The sequence below is a fragment of the Moritella sp. 28 genome (genome assembly GCF_018219435.1).
Taxonomy (GTDB): domain Bacteria; phylum Pseudomonadota; class Gammaproteobacteria; order Enterobacterales; family Moritellaceae; genus Moritella.
The window spans coordinates 1035940-1061663 of record NZ_CP056121.1; the positions used below are offsets into that span (position 1 = coordinate 1035940).

Sequence of the window (25724 nt, forward strand, 5' to 3'; positions counted from 1 at the left end):
GGTCTGTGGTTACTTTCTTTGTCGTATAAAAAAGCCAGAATAGTGACGAGCACATTCTGGCTTTTACTTTATCTACACCTAAATAATCTATGCTTATTTAGGTTAGTGTCAGATTAAGTACAAGTGTGGGCTTTTTTGATGTCGCCTACATTTAATACTTTAATTGCTAAACCACCTTGTGAAGTTTCACGGTATTTAGCATTCATGTCTTTACCTGTTTCGTACATAGTTTCGATAACTTTGTCTAACGATACGCAAGGCTCACTGGTACGACGCATTGCCATACGTGAAGCGTTAATCGCTTTTACAGCTGCAATTGCGTTACGCTCGATACAAGGTACTTGTACTTGGCCACCAACAGGATCACAAGTTAGACCTAAGTTATGCTCCATGCCGATTTCAGCCGCTTGGCAGACTTGTGAAGGACTTGCACCCATTAATTCAGCAAGACCAGCTGCTGCCATTGAGCAGGATACGCCCACTTCACCTTGGCAACCAACCTCTGCGCCAGAGATTGATGCATTCGTTTTGTATAGGATACCGATAGCACCTGAAGCAAGGTAAAACTTAGTCTGTTCTTCGCGCGTTAGCGGACGAATAAACTTATTGTAATAAGCTAATACAGCTGGGATGATACCCGCTGCGCCATTGGTTGGAGCTGTTACTACTCGACCTCCGGCTGCATTCTCTTCACTAACAGACAGTGCAAACATGTTAACCCAATCAATGATAGTCATTGGATCAGTGTTAAAACCATCACTGGCTTCTAGTTGGCGTTTAAGCGCGGCAGCACGACGTGGCACACGTAATGGACCAGCAAGTAAACCTTCTGTTTTACAACCGCGTTCAATAGATTCAGACATTGCAGTCCAAATGTTAGAAAACGATTGATATGTTTCATTTTCACTGCGGAAAGAACGCTCATTTTCTAACATTAATGCACTGATAGATAATGCATTTTCGTTACAGTGTGCGACTAATTCAGCGGCGTTGGTAAATGGGTATTTAACGTCTGCCGTTTCACCTTGTGTTAAACCGAAGTTTTCTTCGTCAACGATGAAACCGCCACCAGTAGAGTAATACGTTTTTGTGAACGAAACTTCTCCATCGATGTAAGCATGAATACTCAAACCGTTTTCATGTAGTGCAAGCGGTTCATCAATAAAGTTCATAGCTGAAGCGGGAAAATCAACAGTATGGCAGTGTAGACCGATTGGTAAACGACGTGTTTGTTCAACACGGTGTATAAACTCTGGGATCGCATCAATATCAACAGTTTCAGGTAAGTTACCTGCTAAACCCATGATAATAGCAATATCAGTGTGGTGACCTTTACCAGTCAACGATAATGAACCATGCACATCCACTGTGATTTGAGTGACTTCGCGGATCTTCCCTGTCGCTCGTAGGTCGTCGATAAATTGTTTGGCAGCTTTCATTGGACCAACAGTATGAGAACTAGATGGACCAATACCAATTTTGTAGATATCGAATACACTGATCATAGTAATTCCTCAGCAGATGCTTAAGTTATATAAGCTTAAATAAATAGCGCGCTAACAGACTCTTGTTAGGCAGAATAATAGAGACTAAACTTTTTTTTAATCTCTCAAATTTTTAGGTCGTTATCATAGCGCTTTAATTGGAAAACACAACTGTCAATATAGCAGTCCGTACTGTTATTTAGAGATTGATCCCATATAACAATTCATTATGTTTCATAATTGCAGTGTAAAGTTTTGCTTTATTTATTTAGTGAAGATATTTCGAGTGCCAAGGTAATAATGACCTTAATTTATGTGGTCATTATTACCTTTAATAATTAATGGCTTAGTGTGGCTGGGGTGTTTTTCTGTTAATAATTAATAATCCAGTGATCAACTAATAATAATATAAATAACATCATTAAATGTATGATTGAGAATTTAAATGTTTGGAATGCAGTTTTACGCGTAGGGCTGAATTTTAAGCGATAAGCGTAATAAATAAAACTTATCCCTAGGATAGTAGAACCAGTTAAATAGAGTAGACCACTTAACTGGGTGAGCCAAGGTAGCCAGGTTACAGGGAGTAATAGCAGTGTATAAAGCAATATCAGAGTCTTAGTGTACTCAGCGCCGTGAGTAACGGGCAACATAGGTATCTTGGCCTTGGCGTATTCTTTCTCTTTATGGATGGCCAGTGCCCAAAAGTGTGGCGGTGTCCAAATGAAAATAATCATCACCAATAATAATGCCTGCCCAGTCACTTCTCCCGTCATTGCGGTCCAGCCAAGCAGCGGTGGTGTTGCACCAGCTAGCCCGCCAATCGCGATATTTTGTGGTGTAGCTCGCTTCAAGTACATAGTATAAATGACGGCATAACCAATCAGGCTGGCAAAGGTCAACCAAGCGGTTAACGCATTTACAAATACAAAGAGTGTTGCCATACCGATTATTGCCATACTTGTAGCAAAAAATAATGCTTTTGGTGTGCTAATGGTATTTTGTACTAATGGCCGGTGGTGGGTTCTGGTCATGATGGCGTCAATACGCTGGTCAAGAATATGATTGTATGCTGCGGCGGCGGCAGAAAGTAACCCTATGCCGATTAATGCAGGAGCTAATAAACTGAGTGGAGGTAAATCGGGTAAGGCGAGTACCATCCCGACTAAAGCGGTCAATAACAATAAGGCAACGACTTTGGGTTTCGTTAGTTGATAATATGCGCGCCAGTTTGGTGTGAGCGTTAATTTGATTGATTGCGTATTCATAACACCTCTTGCAGTTGCTGTTGGTTTAACCAAAGTAGGGTTACTAAGGTGATGAGTAGGATCGCAGCGACTAAATTATGTGCCACAGCAATGCTCAGTGGTAATTGAAAAAACACGTTTGCTATCCCCAGACTGACTTGTAAACATAAAACGATAACGAGTACTTTGGCCGTAAGGCGGATTTTTTTTTCAGGTTGTGATTTAAATAATTGATAGGCGGTTAATAGTAAAAAAATGAAGGTCACACCAGCCCAAATCCGATGAGTAACATGAATATTCATTCTGGCGATCGTATCGCGCACACCGTATTGATAAGTTTCGGCCAAAGGACTCAGGCTAAATACATCGCTAAAGTTAAAACGGCTGAGCCAGTCACCGTTGCATATTGGGAAGTCAGTGCAGACAATGGCGGCGTAATTTGAGCTTGTCCAGCCACCGAGTGCAATTTGAATGATTAATATCGGCAGGGCAATGCCGCAATATAATTGGATCCGGATCAACCGTTGCCGCTGTGTTGGTAATATAACCTTGTTATTTAGTGTTTGCGTAGCTTGGATGAGTGTCCCTTTTATATTGGATAGCCGTAATCGAAGTAATACAAGCAGTGCTAAAATACTAAACCCGCCTAATAGGTGCCCCATGACAATAATGGGTTGCAAGTTCATAGTCACTGTCCACATACCTAAAGCAGCTTGAAATAGCACTAACAAGATTAGCAAAGTCGCTAATGGAACTTGTTGTTTACGCTTGCCACAAGTGATGAAAATAAGCAGGATAAGTATGCCTAATAGTCCTGCAATATAGCGGTGGATCATTTCGTTCCATGCTTTCTCGGTATGCAGTGGGTTATCAGGATAAGCTAATTGAGCTGATGCGATATCTTGTGCGTTGGCAGGGACAGAGTTAAAACCATAACAGCCCGGCCAATCAGGGCAACCAAGCCCAGCGTCGGTTAAGCGCGTATAAGCCCCTAGTGCAATCACTAGAAAGGCAAGTAGTATCGTCAGGTTGAGCAGTTTTGACATAGACAATCCTTGTATATTCGCTGACTTATCCAATTTTAGATATTTTAAGTAAGCGTTTTAAATCCTTTAATAAGCCCGCTGATATTTTTATTGCCGCCGCTCTATCTGCGGGGTATTGATAGCGCATAAAGATATTTCCATGCGGATCAACTAAATATAGTGTATCCGTGGATAATTGGTTTTGGTTTATCTCACTTAATTGCAATTTTTCTAGGGCTGGTATTTCAACGTGATCGCGAGATAAGTTTGCTGGTGGTATGACTGTTACTGGGTATTTCGTTAGGTAGCGCTGTACTCTCGTTCCTTCGGCGGCCAGTAATGTATGTACTTGCTGCATTTGCCATAAACTCTGTTGGCATTGTTGTGCGCATCTATCACTTGGATTATAGAGCAGTAACCATGCTTGTGGTGGCTGTGACATGGTTAGCGGTGGTGATAAGAGTTTTCCTGTATTGGTTTTCGCCCCTTGGTACCAGTCATTAACTAGCACTAATTTAGCGATTAAAATGGGCGCTATAAATAAACCCATGATGATGAATAATGGCTTTTTCTGCATGACTAATCCTTATCTTGCATTTTCTTATATTGAGTTTGATGTCTTTTTAACCAATAACCGCTAGATAGGCTTAACGCTAATGCTAAAGCAAACCACTGGACTGCATAAGCCGTATGTTTAGCGGGAGGCATGACCGTTATCGTCCATGTTTTGATAAAGCCGATTTGCGTGTCTGGATTTAGCTGTAATAGTAGTGGATTGAGTGGCATGTTTAGCGTAGTCCGTAGCTGAGGTATATCGGTACGCTGTATAACCAAAGGTCCTTGTGTTGTAGGTGCGATATTATCACCGAGAAGCAAAGGTGAACCTTGCTGTGCACTTAAAGTCCCGTCTAACTGATAATGTCCTGTCAGTAGTGGAATATCAGGTAGCAATGAACGTGACGCTGAACCAGGTAACCAACCAAGGTTAACGAGAATAATTTGTTTATCGCTGTGAAAGGGAAGATACAAGTGATATCCAAACTGTTTATTGTAAGTTTGATTATCTAATAATATCGGTGCTTCATTCTCAAAATAACCGTATAAAGATACCTTTCGATGCAGGCTGTCTGCGGTTATTTGAGTGAGAGATGTGAGTGCCGGTTGGTTGATATCTAATAGCGCTTGTTTTTCTTGTGCACGGGAGATTTGCCATAATCCTAATTTTATACAAACGACAATCGCGAGTAGGCTAAACAGAACAAAACTGATTAAGCGTTTGGAGAATTTATAGCATTGCATAGTGCTAAATAAAGTCTGCATATTTAACCTTAAAAAATAACGGCTTGGATAATGTTATAAACGCCCATTTTGAGCATACAATTAAGGATAGATATGTTTTTATAAATTGGTAAGAAAACAGTATAAAGTTAAATTTAATTAACAGCTTACAGATGAATATCCCAGCGAAGGACGCTGGGATAGAGGTGTCATCAGAATTGTAATGATTAACGTGAGATTAAGGTCAACTCAATCGTGCGTTATTTTACTTGCCAGGCGATAGTTTCGCCTGTTCTGATTGGCACCATTTTAGCGTTACCAAAAGGTAACGTTTCAGGTACTTTCCATGCCGATTTTTCTAGCGTAATAGTGTCAGCGTTGCGTGGTAAGTTATAAAAGTCAGGACCATTGAAGCTTGCGAATGCTTCTAATTTGTCAAGTGCACTTTCTTGCTCAAATACTTCTGCATAAAGCTCAATCGCAGCATGTGAAGTATAAGCGCCAGCACAACCACAAGCTGACTCTTTTTTGTCATCGGAATGTGGTGCTGAATCTGTACCAAGAAAGAATTTATTACTACCGCTTGTAGCTGCTTTAACTAATGCTGCTTGATGCGTATTACGCTTCAAGATTGGTAAACAATAGTAGTGAGGTTTAATACCGCCCACTAGCATATGATTACGGTTGAATAATAAATGGTGTGCTGTGATAGTAGCTGCAATATTGTCACTGGCATTATTTACAAATTCAACTGCATCCGCAGTGGTAATATGCTCAAGTACAATCTTTAAATTTGGAAAATCAGCAATAACTGGTTTTAATACTGTATCTAGGTAAACCTTTTCACGGTCAAAGATATCAATGTCAGCATCTGTTACTTCACCATGTAATAGCAATGGCATTCCTGCATCTTCTAATGCTTGTAGTGCAGGGTAAACATTCTTAATTGATGTTACACCCGATGATGAATTTGTTGTTGCGCCAGCTGGGTAAAGCTTTGCCGCATAAACAATTCCGGTTGCTTTTGCTGCGCGGATATCTTCAGCAGTTGTTTGATCGGTAAGATAGATAGTCATTAATGGACTAAATGAAGAATCGGCTGGTACGTTAGCTAAGATACGTTGGCGGTATTCTTGGGCAATCTCAGCATTAGTTACCGGCGGTACAAGGTTAGGCATGATAATAGCACGACCCATGTAACGGCTAATGTCAGCAACAGTATGTTTTAAAACATCACCATCTCGAAGGTGTAGGTGCCAGTCATCTGGGCGGGTGATTGTTAAAGTTTCCATTTGATTTCTCCATCGCTAATTTCCGCAGATTCTAAAGAGTAATGTAGGGGAAGTCAAAGACGCAGTCTTAATTGATGATAAAAGACGAAACCAAGTAAGCCTATAGTTAATTTTAGCTTACTTGGCCTCTATTATATATATGTAATTACATACCGAAGCTAGCAGCCCATTGCATCATCAAACCACTAATATAAGCCCCGTACGTTCCTAATGCGTAACCCATTACAGCAAGTAAGATCCCCACTGGTGCTAATGATGGATGAAATGCAGCGGCAACAACGGGTGCTGATGCAGCGCCACCGACGTTAGCTTGACTACCTACCGCCATAAAGAACAAGGGTGCACGGATCATTTTAGCGACAACAATCATTAGAATGGCATGGATTGATAACCAGATAATACCAATGAAGAAGTAACCAGGATTTTCAAAAATAGCTGTGATATCCATATTCATACCAATGGTTGCCACCAGGATATAAATAAAGCCAGAACCCACTTTTGAGGCTCCTGCATGTTCAAGCTTACGCGACATTGGTAGGCAAGACGCAATCAGTGCAAATGTTGTTACCAATACAATTAACCAAAAGAAGCCTGATGTTAAGCTGTATTTTGCAAGCTCAGGTGCATTAATTTGAATCCAAGGTGCAATTTTATCACTGAAGTAATGTGCAAGACCTGTTAAACCAAAACCAACTGCAACAATTGACATTATATCTGTGGTTGTTATTGGACGTGCATTTTCTTTTTCATATTTTGTAACTGTTGCTTTTAGTTCATCAATCGCACTCGTATCAGCTTTAAGCCATTTATCCATGCGTTTTTGGTTACCTGCCATGACTAATAAAATGGCCATCCAAATGTTGGCACAGATAACATCGACAGTGATCATTGCTGAGAATAAATTATCATCAACAGTGAATACTTCTTTCATCGCGGCTTGATTCGCACCACCGCCAATCCATGAGCCGGCAACTGTCGTTAGGCCACGCCATACATCGCCACTCACAAGGTCAGGATTTATTTGGTCAATAATAATAATCGCGATTGGGCCACCAATCATGATACCGAAAGTGCCCGTTAAGAACATAATAATCGCTTTAGACCCTAGGCCCATGATCTTCTTTAAATCAGCGGATATTATCAGTAGCACTAACGCTGCTGGTAATAAATAGCGGCTAGCGACAAAGTAAAGATTCGATGAGCTTGCATCGATAATTCCAAACGTATTAAGTAGTGACGGGAGGAAATAGCATAACAAGAGGCCTGGAACGAACTTGTAAAACTTCTTCCAAAAAGGATGTTCACTTTTTTCAGTAACGAACACCGCGCCCAAAATTACTGCGAGTAAACCCATAACTACAGCATCGTTGGTAATAAGATTGATTGAATTTTCCATCTTCTTCCTTGTCAGTTTAACGTATATAAAAAGCGTAATGAATAACTAAATTACGAATTGAAATATACATTAATCACTGCTTATTGAGCAACTGGAAGAGTTTGTAGTTATTTACTTTAATTTAATTGGAATTATATTTCGCCTGGTGCGCAGGGTCGAATTGTATGCATCTTAAGTGTTATTTGTATGAAAAGAGCCTTATTTGCATGAAATTGGTACACGCTGGCGCTGTGGTTACGTGGATTGAAGTGAGATCACAAAACAGGAATTAGTAGCCTAAAGAGGTAGATATGAGCGGCCTAAAATAAACAGGGATAAATAGAAAAGTGTTTAACTGTGATCTAACCCTCATCACTATACTTATTTAAGTATCGTTTAGAGGGTTAGATATTCGTGATAGTCAGGCTTGTTTATGATTAAACAATATAGACAAAAATGAACAGAATTATCCACACAACATCGACAAAATGCCAATACCAAGCAGACGCTTCAAAAGCAAAATGTTTACCCGGAGTAAAATGCCCGTTGATAATACGAAATAACATGACGGTAAGCATGATGACACCTAGCGTTACGTGCATGCCATGGAAGCCTGTGAGTAAATAAAAAGTATTGCCATACACACCAGAATCAAATTTTAATGACAATGCGTGGTAAGCATGTACATATTCTTCAGCTTGAAAAAATAAGAAAGTAACCCCCAAAGCAACGGTTATGGATAGCCAAATGACTAACTTTGTACGTTGTGTTGCTATCAGGCTGTGGTGGGCAAAGTGTAACGTTACCGATGAACTAATCAGGATAATGGTGTTGATTAGCGGTAAACCATACCAAGGCATGGCTTGTGTTTCTCGTCCGTCGGGTGTGATTGTTAATGGCCAGTGAGGTATGAAATCAGCCCAAATCACAGCATGAGTCATGGCATTATTTCCTTCACCGCCTAACCAAGGTATAGATAGATTACGCAGGTAAAATAATACCCCGAAGAGCGCGATAAAGAACATAACTTCTGAAAAAATAAACCATAACATGCCCATTCTGAAAGAACGATCAAGCTGCTGATTGTACAGCCCGTTCATTGATTCGGTTATCACATTTCTAAACCAACTAATGAGCATAAACAGCAGTATGCCAATGCCTATTAATAAAATAGGTATCCCGCTGTTACTACCGTCTTTATCTACTTGCTGAACTGTCGTTGCCGCACCGATGGCAATAATAAAGAGCGCGATAGCACCGACGAAAGGCCAAATACTACTTGCTGGAACATAGTAGTTTTTTGGGGCTTTGGCATATTCATTATTATCTTGCATTAAAGGGCTCCTAGCGCATAGCTACTTCTGTCGGTTCATTTTTAAATAGGGTGTAGGCGAGGGTTAACGTTGATATATCGGATGGTATATTAGGGTCAATATAAAAGATCAGCGGCATCATTGCTTCTTCGTTTGCAGTTAACATCTGTTCTTGAAAACAAAAACATTCTGTTTTTACCAAATATTGCGCACCATAACCAGGGGAGATAGAAGGCACTGCACGGCCGAATGTATCTTGGTCACTTTGGTTAATGGCAACAAAACTAACCTGATAGCGTTCGCCTGGATGTAGAACCACGCTCCTGATTTCAGGTTTAAATGACCAAGGTAATTGTTTATTTAAGTAAGTGACGAACTCAACTTTAACCGTGCGTGACTCGTCAACACTTGATACCGGCACTGTCGTTGAGCGGCTATAATCTTTACCATTTAGTCCTGTAATGTCACAAAATACATCATAAAGAGGGACGAGTGCAAAACCAAAACCGAACATACCAACGACGCTGAATATTAATAGCCGTAATTGCTTTTTCATTTTAGGTGTTGTCATTATTTCACCTCGGGTGGTGTATCAAAAGTGTGATATGGCGCTGGAGATGGCACGGTCCATTCTAATCCTTCAGCACCTTCCCAAGGTTTTGAGGGGGCTTTTTTACCACCACGAACAGCCATTATCACAACTGCGACAAAGATGATTTGTGAAAGGCCAAATAGGAAACCACCAATACTGACTATTTTATTTATGTCGGCAAATTGCAGTGCGTAATCTGGGATCCTACGTGGCATACCTGCAAGACCTAAGAAATGCATCGGGAAAAATAGGATATTGACGGATATTAGTGAGCACCAAAAATGCCACTTACCAAGCTTTTCATTAAACATGTATCCGGTCCATTTTGGTAGCCAATAATAAGCGGCAGCCATAATAGAAAAAACAGCACCAGTCACGAGCACATAATGAAAATGGGCCACAACAAAGTAAGTATCATGGTATTGAAAATCCGCAGGTGTAATGGCCAGCATCAATCCCGAAAACCCACCGATAGTAAATAATACGATAAATGCGAGTGAAAATAACATGGGTACTTCAAAGGTAATGGAGCCACGCCAGAGGGTCGCTATCCAGTTAAATATTTTCACCCCAGTTGGCACAGAAATGAGCATGGTACAATACATAAAGAACAATTCAGCAGCCAGCGGTAAACCAACGGTAAACATATGGTGAGCCCATACGGTAAAGCTAAGAATAGCAATGGATACGGTTGCATAGACCATAGAGTGGTAACCGAATAATTGCTTACGTGCAAATGCGGGAACAATCGCCGAGATGATACCAAATGATGGTAAAATCATGATATATACTTCGGGATGACCAAAGAACCAAAAGACATGCTGGAATAACACCGGATCACCACCACCTGCAGCATCAAAGAAACTGGTACCAAAGTATTTATCGGTTAGGATCATGGTGACCGCACCAGCAAGAACGGGCATGACGGCGATTAATAAAAATGCAGTAATGAGCCAAGTCCATACGAACATGGGCATTTTCATCAATGTCATTCCAGGTGCGCGCATATTTAAGATGGTAACGATGACGTTAATCGCGCCCATAATTGAGCTGATCCCCATTAAGTGGACAGAGAATACGAACATGGCGGTACTGTCAGGACTGTATTGAGTCGATAGCGGAGGGTAGAAAGTCCAACCAAAGTTAGGCCCGCCGCCTTCGGTAAATAATGACAATAGTAATAAAGAGAATGCGAAAGGTAGGATCCAAAAACTCCAGTTATTCATCCGTGGCAATGCCATATCTGGCGCACCAATCATAAGCGGTAGCATCCAGTTAGCAAGTCCTACAAAAGCAGGCATGACAGCCCCAAAGACCATAATTAAACCGTGCGACGTGGTCATTTGATTGAAAAAATTGGGTTCAATTAATTGTAAACCGGGTTGGAATAACTCAGCCCTAATGACCATTGCCATCGCTCCCCCGATGAAAAACATGGTCAAACTAAACCACAGATATAATGTACCGATATCTTTATGATTGGTTGAAAATAACCACCGTTTATACCCATGGGGGGCACCATGGTGATCTGTTTGTATTTTTATTGCTGGCACATCCAAGATGGTTTGATCAGCATTATCTTTTAATTGTATCTCACTCATTTTTCTATCCCTTGAATTACTGATTGATACTATTTAATGCCGCATCTATTTGTGAGGGTTGTATAATATCACCGGTATTATTACCCCATGCATTGCGTTCGTAAGTGATCACTGCCGCGAGTTCTTTTTTGGTTAGTTGTTTTGCGAATGATGCCATTGCAGTACCGGAAGCGCCTTGAAGAACAACATTGATATGTTTATCTATATCACCCAGTGCGATAGGACTATTCTGTAATGCTGGGAATGCACCTGGAATACCTTGTCCAGCAACTTGGTGACAAGCGGCACAGGTCCGATTATATACCTCTTCTCCGATCTTCATCATGGTCGGCATATCCATGGTTTTCGTTAAACTTTGTTGTTCCGCTTGTAACTGCTGCTTTGCCGTGATCTGCGCTTGGGCTAACCAATCATCAAATGCTGCAGGTTCTAATGCCGTGACCACAATTGGCATAAAGCCATGGTCTTTACCGCATAATTCGGCACATTGGCCTCGGTAAGTTCCGGGTGTGTCTATTTTGGTCCAAGCCTCATTAATAAAGCCGGGGTTCGCGTCTTTTTTCACTGCAAATGCAGGCACCCACCATGAGTGAATGACATCATCAGCCGTGATTAGAAAACGGACCTTTTTATTGATTGGTAATACGAGTGGATTATCCACCTCATTTAGGTAGTGAGGTTGTTTCTCTATTTCGTTGTTGATTTCAGCTTGGCTGGTGGTTGAACGGCTATAGTACTCAAGGTCATGGTCAAAATAACGATAGTGCCACTTCCATTGTGAACCGGTGATTTGAATGGTGATATCAGCTTTAGTGGTATCTTCCATTAAGATTAGCGCTTGTGTTGATGGGATCGCCATACCAATTAAGATAACGATGGGGATCGCAGTCCAAATTATCTCAACTGTTGTACTTTCATGGAATGAGGCAGACACTGCGCCTTTGGATTTTCGATGACTATATAAGGACCAAAACATGACGCCAAACACAATGAAGGCTATGGCTATGCAAATGTACAAAATTGTCATATGTAAACTGTATACGGTATTACTTATCCCTGTGACCCCCTCAGTCATATTTATATTTGACTGCTGAGCAAATAATGGTGTTGAAACTATCCCTAGCATAAATGTGTTTATTATTTTTTTTGGTTTGAATAAGCGCACATAACCTCCCTCAAAATTATCCATAACGATATAGATTAGATAATGAGTGAATTGTGTTAATTCGCTGCTACAGCCCTAAGCATCTAACAATCCACTGTTATTTGCCAAAGTATAGTTACAGAAATGTTAAATGTGTGACTTTGTTTCTCAGATAATGTTGTTTCTATCTTTTTTTATGCCTCAAAGGTGATTACTTCAAATGATTGTTTTAGCGCTGTAATTTGTTTCTGCAATTTAGCAATGTGATTAGAGACTGAGCACGATAGGTCCAGCTTGTCTTGTTCTTTAACGCTGTCTAAGCGCATCACTTTTAGCTTGATGATTTGTGTATCGGTCATGAGATTATCAATATGCTGAATCATTTCTGGATTAGGGTATTTCTCTTTGAGTAATTCTAGCTGATTCGAAAAGTCTAAAAAGATACGTTCAATTTCGATAATAGTCATAGCAACCCCTAAATATTATTGTTGATGATTCGAAGAAGATTAATGTGAACAGCTTAAAAGATATTATAGTGTAAATTTCAATCTTTAACGTTGAGACCTAAATACGAGCTGTTTGATACCTTGCGGCGATTGCTTTAATTTAAGGTAAGGAGAGGGGTGAGTACTTGGTGATGGAATTGATTAACGCGATAAAGGGATGGCGAGTAATTAACCAAACTCAAGATTGAAAACAATAAATTTCCTGTTTTTCATCTTATTTATCCATAAAAATCATTTTTATTCTTGAATTCTGACTTTTCATCCATACATTATAAGCAAATAAAAATATTAAAGCGTTATTTAGAGTCGCAATGCTCGATTTTATTCTTGCTGCTAGTTATAATATCGCGTCATAAATTTCCAGTTGGAAATGTTAATAAATTCATTAGAGGTATCTAAATGCAAGTTTCTGTAGAAACGACTCAAGGCCTAGAGCGCCGTTTAACTATCACAGTTCCAGCTGCAACAGTTAGCAAAGAAATCGAAAACCGTTTACGTGGTTTAGCAAAAACTCAACGTATCGACGGTTTCCGTCCAGGTAAAGTACCAGCTAAAGTAATCAAAAAACGTTTTGGTGCTGCTGTAGCTGAAGAAGTTGCTGGTGAAATTATGCAACGTAACTTCTACGAAGCAATCGTAGCTGAAAAATTAAACTTAGCTGGCGCACCAACACTAGAGCCTGCACAAGTTAAAGAAGGCGAAGACTTCTCTTTCACTGCAACGCTTGAAGTTTACCCTGAGTTTGAAGTTTCTGGTATCGAAGCAATCGAAATCGAAAAATCAGTATCTTCAGTAACAGACGCTGATGTTGATGGCATGATCGAAACTTTACGTAAGCAACACGCTGAGTGGGTTACTGCAGATCGCGCTGCTGAAGCTAACGACCAAGTTAAAGTTAACTTCAACGGTAGCATCGACGGTGAAGAATTCGAAGGCGGCAAAGCTGAAGACTTTACACTAGCTATGGGCCAAGGTCGTATGATCCCTGGTTTCGAGGAAGGCATCGTAGGTAAATCTGCAGGCGAAGAGTTCACTGTTGAAGTAACTTTCCCTGAAGAATACCATGCAGAAAACCTAAAAGGTAAAACTGCAAGTTTCGCTATCACGCTAAACGCTGTTGAAGCACAAGAGCTGCCAGAAATTAACGCTGAGTTCGTTGGTAAATTCGGTGTTGAAGACGGTACGCTTGAGTCTCTAAAAACTGAAATCAGCAAAAACATGAGCCGTGAACTTGAGCAAGCTATCAAAGCTGATACAAAAACTAAAGTTCTTGACGCACTAGTTGAAACAAATGACATCGAAATTCCTGCTGCATTAATTAAGCAAGAAATCGTTACATTACGTCAACAAGCTATGCAACGTTTTGGCCAAATGGCACCACAAAACGCACCAGAACTTCCTGATGAACTATTCACAGAGCAAGCTAGCCGTCGTGTTAAAATCGGTCTAGTTCTTGGTGAATTCATCAAAGTAAACGAAATCACAGCTGATGACGCACGTGTTCAAGACATGATCGCATCTATGGCTTCTGCATACGAAGACCCAGCTGAAGTTATCGCACACTACAAAGACAACGACCAAGCTTTAGAAAACGTTCGTAATGTAGCTGTTGAAGACCAAGCTATTGATTTAGTTTTAGAAAAAGCAAATGTAACAGAGAAAGAAGTTGCGTTTGAAGAGCTAATGAATAAAGCGACTCAAAACGCATAATTGTTTATTAGATTGAACAAAATACGTAATTAAGCGCTATAATGGCTCGAGTGGGGGGTATTTCACTTGGGCCATTTTTATTTAGGGATGATAATATGTCACAATTCTTTAATAATATCACAGAGTCGCCGTCAAACGCGTTAGTACCTATGGTTGTTGAACAAACAGCTAAAGGTGAGCGTTCTTATGACATTTATTCTCGACTTTTAAAAGACCGTGTAATATTTTTGACTGGTCAGGTCGAAGATCATATGGCGAACCTTGTTGTTGCACAGTTACTTTTCTTAGAATCAGAAAACCCAGATAAAGATATTTTCCTTTATATTAATTCGCCAGGTGGTTCTGTGAGCGCTGGTATGTCAATTTATGACACCATGCAATTTATTAAGCCAAACGTGTCTACGATTTGTATGGGCATGGCTGCGAGTATGGGCGCTTTCCTACTTGCTGGTGGTGAAAAAGGTAAGCGTCACGCATTACCGAATGCTAAAATCATGATCCACCAACCTTTAGGTGGTTATCAAGGCCAAGCATCTGATATTGAAATTCACGCGAATGAAATTATTAAAACTAAGCGTAAATTAAATGAAATATTAGCTGAACATACTGGTCAAGAGTATGATCGTCTTGCTACAGATACGGATCGTGATAATTTCATGACGTCAGCTGAAGCGATGGATTATGGTCTGATTGATTCAGTAATTACAAAACGTGATTAAGTAATTTTTGACAGGTCGATTGTCTTTTAGCCATAATGAAGATTAGGCATTGGGCTTTTACCTGTAATATGAGGTTATCGAATGACAGAAACAAAAAGTGGGGATAACGGTAAATTACTCTATTGTTCTTTTTGTGGCAAAAGCCAACATGAAGTACGTAAGTTAATTGCCGGCCCATCTGTCTACATTTGTGATGAATGTGTTGATCTTTGTAACGATATTATTCGTGAAGAGATTAAAGAAATTGCACCAAAACGTGAAGGTGATGAATTACCTACACCGCATAAAATTCGTAGCAAGCTCGATGATTATGTCATTGGTCAAGGGCATGCTAAGAAAGTGTTAGCTGTTGCGGTATACAATCACTATAAGCGTTTACGCAATGGCGATACATCAAATGGTGTAGAACTAGGTAAGAGTAATATCCTGTTAATTGGTCCAACTGGTAGTGGTAAAACATTATTGGCTGAAACACTAGCACGTATTCTTGATGTTCCTTTTACTATGGCTGATGCAACAACATTAACTGAAGCTGGTTATGTTGGTGAAGATGTTGAAAATATTATTCAGAAATTATTGCAAAAATGCGATTATGACGTAGAAAAAGCCCAACGTGGTATTGTCTATATCGATGAAATTGATAAAATTTCGCGTAAATCTGATAATCCATCTATTACTCGTGACGTATCGGGTGAAGGTGTTCAGCAAGCATTGTTAAAACTGATTGAAGGGACTGTTGCTTCAGTACCACCACAAGGTGGTCGTAAGCATCCTCAACAAGAGTTTTTACAAGTAGATACATCTAAGATCTTATTCATCTGTGGTGGTGCATTTGCTGGTTTAGATAAAGTTATTGAAATGCGTACTAACACTAATAGTGGTATTGGTTTTACAGCTGAAGTGAAAGGTGAAGCTGAGAAAGCAACTTTATCTGAAGTCTTCGCTAAAGTTGAACCACAAGATTTGGTTAAATTCGGTCTTATCCCTGAATTTATCGGTCGTTTACCTGTGACTGCGACATTAACAGAACTTGATGAAAGTGCATTAATTCAGATCTTAACAGAACCGAAAAATGCACTGACTAAACAGTATGCTGCACTATTCGATTTAGAAGGTGTTGACCTAGAGTTCCGTGAAGATGCACTTATTGCAATTGCAAAAAAAGCGATGTCTCGAAATACGGGTGCTCGTGGCTTACGTTCAATCGTAGAAGCCATTTTACTGGATACTATGTATGACCTACCTTCTGTTGAAGATGTTAGCAAAGTTGTGATTGATGAATCTGTAATTAATGCAGAATCAGCACCAATTTTGATTTATGAAAATACAGAGAACAAGGCTGTGTCAGCAGATTAGTGTTAGATTTTTAAACACTTAATATTAAAAAGGGGCTCAATGCCCCTTTTTTTATATTATTTTTCATATTTTTAGCCTCTAGCATTGATTGTTGAGTAATAACCCCTATATATTCAATATTAGCCCTTAGTCCAGTTTTATAAGTGAGGACAAGATGAGTTTTGAGCGTACGGAACGCGTAGATATACCTGTATTGCCATTGCGTGATGTTGTGGTTTATCCCCACATGGTAATCCCTTTGTTTATTGGCCGAGAAAAGTCAATTCGTTGTCTTGAAGCCGCAATGGATACAGATAAGCAAATATTTTTAGTTGCACAAAAAGATGCAGCTCAAGATGATCCCCAAGTTGATGATCTGAATAGCGTGGGTACAGTCGCTAATATTTTACAAATGTTAAAATTGCCTGATGGTACGGTTAAAGTATTGGTCGAAGGCACACAAAGAGCAAAATTAAATAGCTTGAGTGATAGCGATGATTACTTCCAAGCCGAGATTGAATATATTATCTCTGAATCAGTATCTGATGAAGAAGAAGATGTACTTATTCGATCTGCAATTGGCCAGTTTGAAGGTTATATCAAATTAAACAAAAAGATCCCTGCTGAAGTTTTAACTTCAGTGACCGCGATCGATGAAGCTGCGCGTCTTGCTGATACAATGGCTGCTCACATGCCATTGAAATTAGAAGACAAGCAAGTGGTATTAGAGTTAAGTAACGTTGCAGAACGTCTTGAATTCTTAATGGCACAGATGGAATCTGAAATCGACCTATTACACGTTGAAAAGAAAATTCGTACACGTGTTAAAAAGCAGATGGAAAAAAGCCAGCGCGAATATTATTTGAATGAGCAAATGAAAGCTATTCAAAAAGAGCTTGGTGAGTCTGAAGATGGTACTGATGAATTTGAACAATTGGCTGAGAAAATTGAGCAAGCGCAAATGCCTGCTGAACCTAAAGCTAAAACCATTGCTGAATTAAATAAATTAAAAATGATGTCACCTATGTCTGCAGAAGCAACTGTAGTACGTAGTTATATCGATTGGATGATTTCAGTTCCTTGGAAGAAACGTTCAAAAGTTAAAAAAGATATTGGCAAAGCATTAGAAGTTCTCGATGCAGACCATTATGGTTTGGATAAAGTAAAAGAACGTATTTTAGAATATCTAGCAGTACAAAGCCGAGTTAATAAACTCAAAGGTCCAATTCTTTGTCTTGTCGGTCCTCCAGGCGTAGGTAAAACTTCGTTAGGTCAATCGATTGCGAAAGCAACAGGACGTAAGTATGTTCGTATGGCACTGGGTGGCGTACGTGATGAAGCGGAAATTCGTGGGCATCGTCGTACTTATATTGGCTCTATGCCGGGTAAACTTATCCAGAAAATGGCAAAAGTTGAAGTGCGCAATCCATTATTCTTATTAGATGAAATTGATAAGATGGCATCGGATATGCGTGGTGACCCAGCGTCGGCATTATTGGAAGTTCTCGACCCTGAACAAAATACAACGTTTAATGATCACTATCTAGAAGTTGATTACGATCTGTCTGATGTAATGTTTGTTGCGACATCTAATTCGATGAACATTCCAGGTCCGCTACTTGACCGTATGGAAGTGATTCGTTTATCGGGTTATACCGAAGATGAAAAGCTGAATATTGCTAAACAGCATTTACTGGACAAGCAAATAGAGCGAAATGGTTTAAAAGCAAAAGAAATTACCATTGAAGATAGTGCGATAATGGGTATTATCCGTTATTACACTCGCGAAGCGGGCGTGCGTTCACTTGAACGTGAAATTTCAAAACTATGTCGTAAAGCAGTGAAGCAAATATTGCTGAAGAAAGCACTTAAATCAGTGACGATCAATCAAGATAATTTGTCTGAATATTTAGGCGTACAACGCTTTGATTTTGGCAAATCTGAAGGTGAAAGTCGTGTTGGTCAAGTCACTGGTCTAGCATGGACAGAAGTCGGTGGTGATTTATTGACTATCGAAACAACATCTGTTCCAGGTAAAGGTAAGTTGAACTATACCGGCTCACTGGGTGAAGTTATGCAAGAGTCTATCCAAGCTGCTATGACGGTTGTTCGCTCTCGAGCGGATAAGTTACGCATCAATGGTGACTTTTATGAAAAGCGTGACATTCATGTGCATGTTCCTGAAGGTGCTACACCAAAAGACGGTCCAAGTGCGGGTATTGCAATGTGCACCGCACTTGTGTCTAGCTTAACGGGTAATCCTGTCCGTGCAAACGTTGCAATGACAGGTGAGATCACGTTAAGAGGTGAAGTATTACCCATTGGTGGCTTGAAAGAGAAGCTACTTGCAGCACATCGTGGTGGTATTAAGCGTGTCTTGATTCCAAAAGAAAATGAACGTGATTTAGAAGAGATCCCTGCCAATGTAATTGGCGATCTTGAGATTCATCCTGTTCGTTGGATTGAGGAAGTGCTAGAGCTTGCGCTAGAGAATAGTCCCGCCGGTTTTGAAGTTGTATCAAAATAGTGTGATTGATTTAGGTTAGAGTGCCTATCTAGACTTGAATAGTCACTCTAACCTTGTTATAAACGCAATAACGTTAGTCATATTTATGTTCGATTATTTATATAAATAACGAAGATTAGGGGAAGAAAGTGAATAAAGCTCAACTAATAGATTATGTTGCCGCTAAAGCTGATATTTCTAAAGCTGCTGCTGGCCGTGCTATTGATGCAATGATCGAATCTGTAACAGAAACACTAGAAAAAGATGAATCTGTTACTTTAGTGGGTTTTGGTACTTTTAGTGTACGAGATCGTGCTGCACGAATTGGTCGTAATCCACAAACTGGTGCAGAGATTCAAATCGCAGCATCTAAACTACCCGTATTTAAAGCTGGGAAGTTATTAAAAGACGCGTTGAAATCTTAAGTTATTGATTTTAATTTTTGAGTAAAGGCGTCCTATGAGGTGCGTTTTTATTGTTATTTACTGTATTGCAGTTTAGAGAATACAATTATGTTAGAGAAGTTTCGCGAAGGTTCACAAGGACCGGGTGCTAAGATTATTTTAGGCGCAGTGATCGTTACGTTTGCCCTTGCTGGTGTAAGTAGTTATCTAGGTAGTGGTAGCGCTCAGTCCGCTGCGACAGTGAATGGCGTCGACATTTCAAAGCAAGCACTTGAAAATCAAGTTAGAACTGACCGCTCTCGCTTAGAGTCTCAACAGGGGGAATCATTCGCCGCACGTTGGGAACAACCAGAATTTCAAAATCAAGTACGTCAACAATCACTAAATACGTTAGTTGCTCAAAATTTATTACAGCAAATGACAGATGACTTAGCGTTACGTATTGGTGATGAAAAGATCCGTAGTTATATTTTTGCTATGGAACAATTTCAAACGGATGGCGTATTTAATGACGAACGTTACATCAGTTTATTACGTCAAAGCGGCATGACGCCAGCACAATTTGTTGAGCGTTTACGTGCTGATTTTGCACAACAACAATTAACTGATGCATTAGTAAACTCAGAATTTAGTTTACCAAGTGAAGTGAAACTATTAGCTGCATTACAAAATCAACAGCGTGAATTAAGTCAACTAATCGTGCCAGTAAATAAATTTGCTAATGATGTAGTCGTCACTGATGCTGAAGTGAATAGTTATTACGAAGACAGCAAAGCGTTCTTTCAAACCCCACAGCAAGCGTCTGTTGATTATATCTTAGTTGATATGAAGAAGATCAGTGCAGGTATTGAATTAGATGCGGATGCGGCTGAAAATTACTATAACGAACACTTATCATCTTATTCTCAAGAAGATAAACGTAAAGTTGCACATATCCTTGTTGCATTCAAGGGGGATGAAGCTGCTGCTGAAGTAAAAGCTAAAGGCTTACTGGCTCAAATTCAATCTGGCGCAGATTTTGCTGAATTAGCGAAATCATCATCAGATGATACGTTTAGCGGTGAAAATGGCGGTGAACTGGATTGGTTAGAAAAAGATATCATGGATCCGGCATTTGAAACGGCAGCATTTGCACTGAAGAATGACGGTGACGTAACGACTGAGCTAGTGCGCAGTGATTTTGGTTTCCATATCATTAAACTATTAGCGGTTGAACCGGGTAAAGTAAAAGCATTCGCAGACGTTAAAGCAACAATTGAAACACGTTTGAAGAATGAGCAAGCCGTGACCCATTTTGATGAGTTAGCTGAAAAATTAGCAGAACAAGCATTTGAAGTACCTGATTCACTGGATGTTGCATCTGAAGAAACGGGTTTAACAATTGTATCAACAGAGCTATTTTCTGAGAATGCGATTCCTGCACCCTTGAATGACCCAAAAGTTGCAGCAACGTTATTCGATCAAGACTTTATTGCCGAAGCGCTAAACTCTGAAATCATTAACATTTCTGATGAGCAAAGTATTGTGGTTCGTATTAACGAATATAAACCACAAACAACGAAATCATTAGTGGATGTAAATGATGAAATTGTAGAACGTTTAAAAGCAACGAAAGCTGAACAAAAAGCGCGAAGCTTTATGGCTACAGTCTCCGCTAAGATTGATGCGGGTGAAAGTGTTGATGCTGAACTGGCAAAGGTTGATGCAAACTTTACAGCACCTGAATGGTTAAGCCGTTTTGATTATACAAAAGCGGACTTTAAAGTGTTGAGCAAATTATTTTCAATGCCAAAACCTGCTGCAGATCAAGTAAGTGTTGCGACTGAAACATCACTAAATGGTGACGTCACATTGCTTAAATTCACATCTGTGCGTGATGTTGAAATGAAAGCTGAAGAAGCCGCTCGTTTAGGTGACACATTAAAAAATATTAATGCGCAAGCTGACTATGAAATGTTAATAAAAACATTGATTAAAGCCGCTGACGTATCTTACCCTGTTGCTGCAGAGTGATATAAAAACTAAGTAATACTATATAAAGTATTACTTAGTAGTTTAATTAATCCCAATGTAATTTTATATTGCATTGGGATTTTTTTTCGCTGTAATAACAGCGATTTATTAACTATAATAAGAAGTTATGGCTAAATACATTATTACATTTATTACTATTATTCTCTTGTTACTCGCTGGCGCATGGTTTTATTCGCCAAAGGACAACCCGATCCTAGGGCATTGGGTTTCGACTGATGATTTTTATGGCAAGCCTGAGTCATTAGTGTTTACAGAATTTGGCATGTTGAAAGATGGTCGACATGTACCCGCTGATTTTGTCATTGGTCGTCAGAAGGTGACAGTAACAACTAATATAGCAAGCACCGAATATTTAATTGTGAGTGAGAATATGATTAAGCAGCGTGTGCCACGTCAGACGTGGCGGTTTTTCTTACGTGCCGAGGCATTTGAGGGTATGGAAGCAAAGTTAAATCAGAATGAGATTAGGCGCTATACTCAAGAATAAGGGCATTAGCAGCTGTGTTTCTTCATGTTATATTGATTAGATAATATTTGTCCACATAATGCGGCTGTAGGTCGAGAGAATAGCTGCTCTGTATTACCTTGTTCGATACATTCCCCTTGATGCATAACAATCATTTTGTCACTTATATGCTTCACTAGGCCCATATTATGGGTAATCACAATATAAGAGATGCCAATTGTTTTTTGTAGTTCTAGCATCAAATTGATCATTTGTGAACGCAAGGATATATCCAGCGTTGATAATGTATCATCAGCAATAATAATCTTCGGGTTTAAAATAAGCGCTCTGGCCAGAGCAATACGTTGTTTCTGGCCGCTCGATAACATCGGAGGGTAGAATGTTGCATATTCTGGTAGTAGACCGACCAAACGTAGCGTTTCGGTGATTTTTTCTGTGCGTTTGTTTACAGACATATCCGTATTTAATTGCAATGGCGCATCTAGAATCTGACCGACACTGGTACGGGGATTAAGTGATGTTTCAGGATCTTGAAATACCATTCTTATCGAACGACAACGTAAGTCCGTATTGCTGTCATCTAGCTTGCAACCATCAATATAAATATTGCCTTTAGTCGGCGGTATTATACCAGCCAGTAAACGGGCTAGTGTTGATTTCCCTGAACCTGTTTCACCAATAATCGCGAGCGTTTCTGAACGGTTTAAATTAAATGAAATATTATTGACTGCAACGACTTCTTCGCGTTTAAAAAAACCGGTTGGGTTTATATAGGTTTTCCCTAAACCTTCTACACGCAGTAAAGGTTGCACACGCTTTTCCGCTGCGATGTCGATTATTTTTTCTGACATTTTTTACCTTTTAATTCATCTGCATTTAATGGGAAATGGCAACTAAACATATGGCCTTTTACCTTTTGCATTGGTGGTATTATCACACAGTTTTTTTGGGCATTAGGGCAGCGAGGTCCAAGTCGGCAACCAATTGGCAAATGGTGTAAGAGCGGAACCTGCCCAGCTAAGGTATTTAACCGTCCTTTATGTGGCACCTGGCTAAAATCTGGATTGGCACGTAATAATGCAGCAGTATAGGGGTGGTGGGTATGATTAAACACTTGATCTATCGTGCCACTTTCAACCATCTGCCCACAGTACATTACAGTCATATTATCTGCTAACAAACTCACTGTTTCTAAATCATGGCTAATGAGAAGAATGGTGGTGTGTGACAACTTATTTAGCTTATCGAGTAAACGTAAAATTTGATTTTGCGTTTTAGGCTCCATTGCTGTTGTCGGCTCGTCAGCAATCAACAGGCGGGGCTTTTTCGCAATTGCCATTGCTATCATCACTTTTTGACAGAGACCTTCAGAGAGCTCAAAAGGGTAGCTATTCATCACCTTTTTATGATCTTTTACACCGACTTTATGCAATAGGGCAATGGCTTGTTTTTTACGCCAGTTAAAACGATGCCAAAAATGGCCGGTAAACTGATCGCACGGGATGGCCTCTGCAAGCTGATCGCCCGCTTTTTCTGATGGGTCCAAATGCGCGGCTGCATCTTGAAAGATCATACCAATTTCTTTGCCCATCACTCGGCGACGTTGTACCGGGGTTAAGTTAAGTAAATCGATATCACCTAATCGTAAGCGGTCTGCACGAATACGCCAGTTATCTTTAGTGATCCCCATAATTGCTTTTGCAACAAGGCTCTTTCCTGAACCCGATTCACCTACTAGTCCACGCACTTCACCATCACTCAGGGTCAGGTTAAATCGGTCTACTGCTTTTAAGGTACCCTGTGGTGTTTCAATTTCAATGGTGAGATTTCGAATGTCGAGTAGTGCCATTAGTCAATTCCCGCAATAACAGATTGTCTTAAACTTTCGCCAACGACATTAACAATGAAAATCGTCACTAAAATAGCTAAACCAGGTAATACAACGGTCCAAGGTGCGATAAATACAAGGTCGGTTGCACCCGATAACATCGTGCCCCATTCAGAAAGGGGACGTTGTGCACCTAAGCCTAAAAATCCTAATGCACTTATATCAATTATAGCTGACGAGATCGCTCGAGTAAGTAAGTTAACCAGTGTTTCAATGATATTTGGAAACACGCCATAACGAATAATGCGGTAGTTATTTGCACCGTCAAGTTTGAGTGCAATGATGTATTCTTTTTGCAGTTCTTGATAAACCGATAAATAGACACCGCGAATAAATTGTGGGATAGAAGCCAGTAAGATTGCTAATAAGCTGTGATCCAAGCCTGGTCCAAGTATTGAAATAAAGATAATCGCTAATAACAACGACGGAATCGATAACGCTGTATCCATTATATGATGCAAGGTGCTAGATAGCAGACCACGGCTGATTGCAGCGGTAATTCCAATTGTTGTGCCGATGATTAAGGCGATAAAGCTAACGAGCAGAGCGTTACCAAAGGTTAAGCGTAAACCATATAATAACCGTGAAAGCACATCTCTGCCTAAATCGTCGGTGCCAAAGAAATAGTCAACGGTACCTTGCTCATCCCATGAGGGGGGCTGTAAGAGTAAATGGGCTTGTCGTAAGTCTGGTTCATGGGGTGCAATCAAAGGTGCAAAAACCATTAAGAAACATAAAAAACCAAGAGCCCATAGCGCGGCCATCGCAATTTGTTGGGATGAATAGTGCTTCCAGGTTTGTTCCGTAGGAGAAAGAATATGTTCATCCGCAAAGACATTAATGTTGGGCATAAAGTTCTTTCCTGCGAATTGGATGAATGACGACAGTTAATATTTCGGTTAATACATTTGCGGTGACTACAAAGATGGCCACTGTTAACATTCCGCCTTGGATAGCAGCATGGTCTTGCTGATAAATACTGTTAATTAGCCAGCGGCCGATACCCGGCCATGAAAATACGGCCTCAGTGACCATTGCTGTCGTTAATACCGTGCTAAATTGAAGACCAAGGTGTGGGATCATATTTGGGATTGCATTACGCAGTACATGGCGCAGGATAATTTGGGTTTTACTTAACCCCTTACTGGCTGCGGCTTTAATGTATTTTTGCTTCATGACATCACTGACGTGGTTACGCATTTGGCGAATAACTTCCGTTGTCGGTACCGTTGCTAATACAATTGTCGGTAACAGTAAGTGCTTAAGCGCATCGTAAAATGCATCTTGGCTATACGGGTTATCGGAAATAAGTGTATCAATAAGCATAAAGCCAGTTACTGAGTCAATCTCATAAAGTAAGTTCAGTCGGCCTGTAACAGGTAGCCAATTCCAGTTAAGGGCAAAGTACATCATGACTAACGATGCTAACCAAAATACCGGAATGGAAAAGATAAACAGAGAAATACCCATGATCGTACTGTCGAGTGAGCTACCACGTTGCATCCCTGCCACTGTGCCAATGGGTACCCCAATTAAAATAGATAATATGAAGGCACTAAAACAAAGCTCTAATGTTGCGGGAAATACCGTTAATATTTCATCGAAAACGGGTTGAGCCGTACCTGTGGTAATCCCCAAGTCACCTTGTGAAATTGCCATCAAATAATCTAAATAATTACTGATTACATTCCCATCTAAAGCCAAATCACCGGCTACACGGGTTCGGAGATAGAAACCAATGACGGTTAATGCTGCGACCGTAATGACCAATAGGTTAATACGTCTTATTATATAAAAAAACATGA

At 40.0% G+C, this 25724-nt stretch carries 23 protein-coding genes; 7 read left to right on the plus strand and 16 right to left on the minus strand.

From position 1 onward, the window contains the following. Window positions 1-113: 113 nt before the first annotated feature. The 12 genes from HWV02_RS04730 to HWV02_RS04785 form a co-directional block, all read right to left on the minus strand. A complete protein-coding gene (locus HWV02_RS04730; RefSeq protein WP_211678740.1) occupies window positions 114-1505 on the minus strand; it encodes an L-serine ammonia-lyase in 1392 nt (463 codons plus the stop codon). 350 nt (window positions 1506-1855) lie between these two features. Further along, window positions 1856-2752 carry a heme o synthase gene (gene cyoE, locus HWV02_RS04735; protein WP_211678741.1) on the minus strand — a complete coding sequence of 299 codons (897 nt, stop codon included), beginning with the start codon at window positions 2750-2752 and terminating at the stop codon, window positions 1856-1858. Further along, complete coding sequence (locus HWV02_RS04740) at window positions 2749-3777, minus strand: heme A synthase (protein ID WP_211689833.1); 1029 nt, start codon at window positions 3775-3777, stop codon at window positions 2749-2751. Before HWV02_RS04740 ends, cyoE begins: the two co-directional genes overlap by 4 nt. Window positions 3778-3802: 25 nt before the next feature. Then, the gene (locus HWV02_RS04745) at window positions 3803-4333 is read right to left on the minus strand and encodes a hypothetical protein (protein WP_211689834.1); all 531 of its coding nucleotides are present in this window, start codon (window positions 4331-4333) and stop codon (window positions 3803-3805) included. 2 nt (window positions 4334-4335) lie between these two features. Continuing rightward, window positions 4336-5076: an SURF1 family protein gene (locus HWV02_RS04750; RefSeq protein WP_211689835.1), complete on the minus strand. Its 741-nt coding sequence runs from the start codon at window positions 5074-5076 to the stop codon at window positions 4336-4338. Window positions 5077-5294: 218 nt separating this feature from the next. Further along, on the minus strand, window positions 5295-6326 hold the full coding sequence (pyrC, locus tag HWV02_RS04755; protein WP_211678745.1) for a dihydroorotase: 1032 nt from the start codon (window positions 6324-6326) through the stop codon (window positions 5295-5297). 145 nt (window positions 6327-6471) lie between these two features. Next, window positions 6472-7722 carry a DUF819 domain-containing protein gene (locus HWV02_RS04760; RefSeq protein WP_211674305.1) on the minus strand — a complete coding sequence of 417 codons (1251 nt, stop codon included), beginning with the start codon at window positions 7720-7722 and terminating at the stop codon, window positions 6472-6474. A 416-nt stretch (window positions 7723-8138) separates the two neighbouring features. Continuing rightward, the gene (locus HWV02_RS04765) at window positions 8139-9035 is read right to left on the minus strand and encodes a cytochrome c oxidase subunit 3 (protein WP_211678746.1); all 897 of its coding nucleotides are present in this window, start codon (window positions 9033-9035) and stop codon (window positions 8139-8141) included. Window positions 9036-9045: 10 nt separating this feature from the next. Further along, window positions 9046-9585, minus strand: coding sequence for a cytochrome c oxidase assembly protein (locus HWV02_RS04770; RefSeq protein WP_211678747.1), 540 nt, complete (start codon window positions 9583-9585; stop codon window positions 9046-9048). Beyond that, the gene (gene ctaD, locus HWV02_RS04775) at window positions 9585-11207 is read right to left on the minus strand and encodes a cytochrome c oxidase subunit I (protein WP_255547074.1); all 1623 of its coding nucleotides are present in this window, start codon (window positions 11205-11207) and stop codon (window positions 9585-9587) included. Before ctaD ends, HWV02_RS04770 begins: the two co-directional genes overlap by 1 nt. Window positions 11208-11223: 16 nt before the next feature. After that, entirely contained in the window at window positions 11224-12396 is a 1173-nt protein-coding gene (gene coxB / locus HWV02_RS04780) for a cytochrome c oxidase subunit II (RefSeq protein WP_211678748.1), read from the minus strand. 149 nt (window positions 12397-12545) lie between these two features. Then, window positions 12546-12818, minus strand: coding sequence for a hypothetical protein (locus HWV02_RS04785; RefSeq protein ID WP_211674309.1), 273 nt, complete (start codon window positions 12816-12818; stop codon window positions 12546-12548). A gap of 438 nt (window positions 12819-13256) precedes the next feature. Here HWV02_RS04785 and tig point away from each other — a divergent pair, with 438 nt between their 5' ends. From tig to HWV02_RS04820, 7 genes are all read left to right on the plus strand, one after another. Beyond that, the gene (gene tig / locus HWV02_RS04790; RefSeq protein WP_211674310.1) at window positions 13257-14567 is read left to right on the plus strand and encodes a trigger factor; all 1311 of its coding nucleotides are present in this window, start codon (window positions 13257-13259) and stop codon (window positions 14565-14567) included. Between the two features lie 95 nt (window positions 14568-14662). Continuing rightward, on the plus strand, window positions 14663-15286 hold the full coding sequence (gene clpP, locus HWV02_RS04795) for an ATP-dependent Clp endopeptidase proteolytic subunit ClpP (RefSeq protein ID WP_045111436.1): 624 nt from the start codon (window positions 14663-14665) through the stop codon (window positions 15284-15286). Window positions 15287-15367: 81 nt separating this feature from the next. After that, window positions 15368-16642, plus strand: a complete 1275-nt coding sequence (gene clpX / locus HWV02_RS04800; RefSeq protein WP_211678749.1) for an ATP-dependent protease ATP-binding subunit ClpX — start codon at window positions 15368-15370, stop codon at window positions 16640-16642. A 154-nt stretch (window positions 16643-16796) separates the two neighbouring features. Beyond that, on the plus strand, window positions 16797-19148 hold the full coding sequence (gene lon / locus HWV02_RS04805; RefSeq protein ID WP_211689836.1) for an endopeptidase La: 2352 nt from the start codon (window positions 16797-16799) through the stop codon (window positions 19146-19148). 128 nt (window positions 19149-19276) lie between these two features. After that, window positions 19277-19552, plus strand: a complete 276-nt coding sequence (locus HWV02_RS04810; protein WP_211674314.1) for an HU family DNA-binding protein — start codon at window positions 19277-19279, stop codon at window positions 19550-19552. Between the two features lie 87 nt (window positions 19553-19639). Next, a complete protein-coding gene (locus HWV02_RS04815) occupies window positions 19640-21544 on the plus strand; it encodes a SurA N-terminal domain-containing protein (protein WP_211689837.1) in 1905 nt (634 codons plus the stop codon). A 127-nt stretch (window positions 21545-21671) separates the two neighbouring features. Further along, entirely contained in the window at window positions 21672-22052 is a 381-nt protein-coding gene (locus HWV02_RS04820; protein ID WP_211678752.1) for a hypothetical protein, read from the plus strand. Window positions 22053-22057: 5 nt separating this feature from the next. On the opposite strand, the gene HWV02_RS04825 is transcribed toward HWV02_RS04820, so the two are convergent. Genes HWV02_RS04825 through HWV02_RS04840 form a run of 4 tightly spaced genes read right to left on the minus strand, consistent with a single transcriptional unit; the run spans window position 22058 to window position 25722 of the window. Beyond that, on the minus strand, window positions 22058-22882 hold the full coding sequence (locus HWV02_RS04825) for an ATP-binding cassette domain-containing protein (protein ID WP_211689838.1): 825 nt from the start codon (window positions 22880-22882) through the stop codon (window positions 22058-22060). Further along, window positions 22867-23880, minus strand: a complete 1014-nt coding sequence (locus HWV02_RS04830) for an oligopeptide/dipeptide ABC transporter ATP-binding protein (protein WP_211678754.1) — start codon at window positions 23878-23880, stop codon at window positions 22867-22869. The genes HWV02_RS04825 and HWV02_RS04830 overlap by 16 nt, the downstream gene beginning before the upstream one ends. After that, window positions 23880-24770: an ABC transporter permease subunit gene (locus HWV02_RS04835; protein ID WP_211678755.1), complete on the minus strand. Its 891-nt coding sequence runs from the start codon at window positions 24768-24770 to the stop codon at window positions 23880-23882. The genes HWV02_RS04830 and HWV02_RS04835 overlap by 1 nt, the downstream gene beginning before the upstream one ends. Then, window positions 24757-25722, minus strand: coding sequence for an ABC transporter permease subunit (locus HWV02_RS04840; protein ID WP_211678756.1), 966 nt, complete (start codon window positions 25720-25722; stop codon window positions 24757-24759). The genes HWV02_RS04835 and HWV02_RS04840 overlap by 14 nt, the downstream gene beginning before the upstream one ends. Window positions 25723-25724: the final 2 nt, after the last annotated feature.